This is a genomic window from Kaarinaea lacus, from assembly GCF_975902315.1.
On record NZ_CDLKIE010000324.1, the window covers coordinates 1 to 4,904 of the forward strand.

Here is a 4,904-nt window from a genome sequence, read left to right on the forward strand (position 1 = left end):
ACCTTCCCTACCTGGGCAACCTCAATGTTGTCGACGCAACAGATTTTACTCAACACACTATTTCAACGCATGACTTAGTAGACGCAACCACTTTACAGTCTTTCGAATACCATAGAACGTCAAATTCTTATTATAATTTTCAAAGTAAATATGTCGTATACATTGATAACAACAAACTGTGGAAACTCGACCTCAACAGTACATCAAACCTTGTACCTCGACCAGTTATAAACACTGATGTTAGCAACAATTGTATTAGAGAAAATTACAGCCATTTAGCGAGTTATCCGTTGAGCACCACAAATCCTGAGAAAGCAATGGTGCTTTACGAAACAAGCGGAAATGACGGTGACTGCTCTACTATCGCTGATAATCGCCATGTGATGATTCGCGTGGATCAACCGTCCAATACTGGGCCTGTAGATGTGACTGACAAAACTAATTTTGGAAGGATACAAGTTTTATTTAACCGTACGAATTCTGGAGCATCAGATATTTTGGTTGAAGAGTATAGTACTAATACTATATATCGGTATGATAGTAATTTTGAAAATCCCACCACGCTAATATCGGGCACAACAACAACGCGGCTGGTAGACACTGATTTTGTTAGTATCGACGGGGTCTTTATAGTAGTTGATGATGATCTTTACTGGTATGACGCAAACACGCACTCACTGAGTAGCAGCTTATTCACACACTCTAATGCCTGGAATATATTTACGCACTGTGATAATACACACTGCTACTTTACTGTCAAAGAAAATTCTACCGCGTACTCAATATACAGAATTAACGCCGATGGTAGTAGTTCTGCGGAGCCATTTGCACTTGACGCCTCAATCAGCTCAGCATTTCTATTAGGACCTATAACTGACAACTACATTTTTACCTACACCTATCTTTATGAACCACAATTAGGCGTACTGCAAACCACGGAGCTGCACAAAATTCCAAAAACAGGTGGTGAGCCAATACTAATAGATACCTCCGATGTAGGTTTGCACCTTAGGTATGCGAATGAATCTCATATTTACTATGAAAAACTTGATGAAATAATTGCAAATGGCGGAAATCAAACAAATACAGCGACTGCCATGGTCATTGACCAAAACGACGCCGTCGTACACCAATATCCCAACGCAATGTGGGTAGGAACTCAATTTACGCCACACTCTGAAAAGCTCAATGCTTCAAAATTACTACTATTAAGAAATATACAGGAATTGGGGAATTTTAGCGGCGCTGAATTACAGGTATTCGATCTTACTACCAATCAAGTTAATATTACCCTGGGCGCTCTTCCTGAAGGAGCAGAATTTGTTAGTGATATCTATGGTTTTAGCAACTCGGTGTTGGCTTTTATTTCATTCGATGAACCAAATGTATCTCCACTATCTTATAGTAATGATGTCTTTGCCCTGGATTTCACCAGGGAAAATTCCCTGACGCGAATTACTAATACACCAGATATTTCAGAGTCGCGTATATACTAATTTCACGAACCTGGATCAAGATGCCATATTACTCAAAATCGCATCCCGTACGGCATCCATAGTCGCATCGACGGTAACCATTGGTGTCGTACTTTGCTTGATGGCCGTATCCGGATCCTTTAGTCCATTGCCCGTTAAGGTACACACAATCTTGCTCCCTTCGGGAATCTTGCCGCTTTTAATATCACGCATAGCACCAGCCAGTGATGTTGCGGAAGCGGGTTCACAGAATACACCTTCCTTGTCAGCCAGCATTTTTTGCGCGGCCAGGATTTCTTCGTCAGTGAATTCATCAAACCAGCCGCCACTCTCGTTCTTGGCTGCCATCGCACCATCCCAGCTTTGTGGATTACCAATTCGAATAGCCGTCGCTACAGTTTCAGGATTTTCAACCGGGTGACCACGCAGAAACGGTGCGGCACCTGCTGCCTGGTAACCACACATCACAGGTGTCGACCCTGCAATGCCATCTTTATGATATTCTTTGTAACCCATCCAGTAAGCCGTAATATTGCCTGCGTTACCTACTGGCAAACAATGATAATCAGGTGCACCTTCCAGTTCTTCGACAATTTCAAAGGCAGCGGTTTTTTGGCCCTGGATACGAAACGGATTAATGGAATTCACAATGGTTACCGGTGCATGATCGGCAATTTCTTTTACGATACTCATACCATCGTCAAAGTTACCCTTGATTTGAATGACCACGGCACCATGCATCATGGCTTGTGCCAGTTTACCCATGGCAATCTTACCTTCCGGGATCAAAACAAACGCAGTGATACCAGCACGCGCCGCGTACGCCGCGGCTGCCGCAGAGGTATTACCGGTGGAAGCACAAATAATGGCTTTGCTATCCTCTTCCACGGCCTTGGTCACCGCCATGGTCATGCCTCGATCTTTAAAGGAACCGGTAGGATTCAATCCTTCAAACTTGACGTAAATATCTACGTTTTTGCCAAGCTCATTGGGAATGTTGTGTAAGCGAATCAAAGGAGTATTACCTTCCCCCAGGCTGATGATTCGAGTATCGTCGTGCACTGGTAAGCGGTCACGATATTTATCAATAAGCCCTGTGTAGCGTGGTCGAAATGGCATGTGTTTACCTCTGGATAATTCTTATGTGATTTGATTAGCGATACCGCGGCTTAGCGAGATAATTGCTCCATACGGATACGGGTTACTGAATTTTCTATCGTATCCAGTGCTTCAATATCCTCAATTGCCTGGTTCATGGCACCCTCAATAACATTACCAGTCAGCATAATAATCGTCGCGGTGCGTTCTTCTTCACTGAAACTGCCAGCTGGCTCTTTTTGAATCATGGCTTCGATACTGATATTACGCTTACCCAAAATATTCGTAACATCCGCCAACACGCCTGGCTTGTCAGCTGCCTGCATTTTTAAATAATAAGCGGTCGTTACCTCTTCCATGGACAGAATTGGTACATCACTCAATGCATCGGCCTGGAACGCCAGATGGGGTACGCGATTTTCCGGATCGGACGTTAACATGCGCACCACGTCAACGATATCTGCCACTACTGCCGATGCTGTCGCATCGGCACCGGCGCCCGCGCCGTAATACAATGTTGGACCAACGGCATCACCATTTACCAATACTGCGTTCATTACGCCATCAACGTTAGCAATGAGACGCTTCTCCGGGATCAGGGTTGGGTGCACGCGCATTTCAATACCATTGTCGGTACGTTTGGCTATACCCAAATGCTTTATGCGATAACCCAGTTGTTCGGCATACCCCACATCTTCGCGGGTAATTTTAGTGATACCTTCCGTATAGACCTTATCAAATTGCAGTGGTATTCCGAATGCAATCGATGCCAGAATACTCAGCTTGTGCGCGGCATCGATACCTTCCACATCGAAAGTAGGATCAGCTTCGGCATAACCCAGGCGCTGTGCTTCGGCTAATACATCTTCGAAGTTACTACCTTTGTCACGCATCTCGGTGAGAATAAAATTACCGGTACCATTAATGATACCCGCCAGCCATTCAATCTGGTTTCCCGCCAGCCCTTCACGCACTGCTTTGATGATAGGAATACCACCAGCCACTGCGGCCTCAAATGCCACCATCACACCTTTGGATTGCGCAGCAGAAAAAATTTCATTACCGTGCTTGGCAATCAATGCCTTGTTGGCGGTCACGACATGTTTCCCGTTGGCAATGGCACGCATGACCATTTCTCTCGCCAGGTTATCGCCGCCAATCAGTTCCACAATGATTTGCACATCGGGATCGTCAACCACCTGTTGTGGATCGGTGGTTAATTTAATATTGTCGGTATTGCAAATACGAGCCTTGTTTAAATCACGGGCAGCCGCGTGGGTAATTTCAATGCCGCGACCCGCACGACGAGTAATCTCTTCTGCATTACGCGATAAAACATTGACTGTGCCGCCACCGACGGTACCCAGTCCTAATAGTCCTACTTTTACTGGCTCCACTAAACTATCTCCTTAGCCCTTAATCGGACCATTTATAACCTTTTGTCCAACAATTTTTATTACGGTTTATAACCGTCTTTACGGAACATATCGCGAATACCGCGAACTGCTTGCCGCGTACGATGTTCGTTTTCTATCAAACCAAAGCGAACATAGTCGTCACCGTACTCCCCAAAACCAATGCCAGGGGACACCGCCACTTTGGCATCGTGTAATAATTTCTTGGCGAATTCCAATGAGCCCATGTGCTTGTAAAAATCCGGTATGGGCGCCCAGACAAACATGGTGGCCCTGGGCTTTTCTACCTGCCAACCGGCGGAATTCAATCCATCGCACAATACATTGCGCCGACTGCAGTACATATCACTGATCTGTTTTACACAGTCCTGCGGCCCTTCCAGGGCAGCGATCGCCGCCACCTGGATTGGAGTAAACATGCCATAGTCCAGGTAGGACTTGATCCTGGCCAGGGCATCCACCAGCAATTCATTGCCGCACATGAAACCCACGCGCCAGCCGGGCATATTATAGCTTTTTGACAAGGTATAAAACTCCACAGCCACTTCTTTTGCGCCGGGGACCTGCAAAATCGACGGCGGCTCATAGCCATCGAAAGTAATATCTGCATAGGCGATATCCTGGATGACCCAGATTTCGTTTTCCCGGGCAATGGCCACCACTTTTTCGAAGAATTCCAGGTCCACACATTGGGTGGTGGGATTACTGGGGAAATTCAACACCAGCATTTTTGGCTTGGGCCAGGAGTTTTTAATGGCTTTTTCCAGTTCCGCAAAAAAATCATCTCCTGGCTTGATGGGGACATGGCGAATATCCGCGCCTGCAATCACAAATCCATAGGGATGAATAGGATAGGACGGATTGGGGACCAATACGGCGTCGCCCGGCCCTACCGTGGCGAGCCACCGCCCGTCCG

Annotated in this window: 4 protein-coding genes; 1 reads left to right on the forward strand and 3 read right to left on the reverse strand. The window is 46.1% G+C overall.

Annotated elements, in window-relative coordinates; all coding sequences use genetic code 11:
• Positions 1-1,496, forward strand: a 1,496-nt coding sequence (locus tag ACWVCM_RS10415; protein WP_455201685.1) for a hypothetical protein, incomplete at its 5' end; no start/stop codon positions are given.
• 15 nt (positions 1,497-1,511) lie between these two features.
• Here ACWVCM_RS10415 and thrC read toward each other — a convergent pair.
• From thrC to ACWVCM_RS10430, 3 genes are all read right to left on the reverse strand, one after another.
• Positions 1,512-2,594, reverse strand: coding sequence for a threonine synthase (gene thrC / locus ACWVCM_RS10420; protein ID WP_455201686.1), 1,083 nt, complete (start codon positions 2,592-2,594; stop codon positions 1,512-1,514).
• A gap of 50 nt (positions 2,595-2,644) precedes the next feature.
• Positions 2,645-3,970, reverse strand: coding sequence for a homoserine dehydrogenase (locus ACWVCM_RS10425; RefSeq protein ID WP_455201687.1), 1,326 nt, complete (start codon positions 3,968-3,970; stop codon positions 2,645-2,647).
• A 59-nt stretch (positions 3,971-4,029) separates the two neighbouring features.
• Positions 4,030-4,904, reverse strand: an 875-nt coding sequence (locus ACWVCM_RS10430; RefSeq protein WP_455201688.1) for an aminotransferase class I/II-fold pyridoxal phosphate-dependent enzyme, incomplete at its 5' end; no start/stop codon positions are given.

Coding starts and splice junctions, on each gene's coding strand:
- thrC (WP_455201686.1), bottom strand. CDS start 2,594: ATGCCATTTCGACCACGCTACACAGGGCTTATTGATAAATATCGTGAC.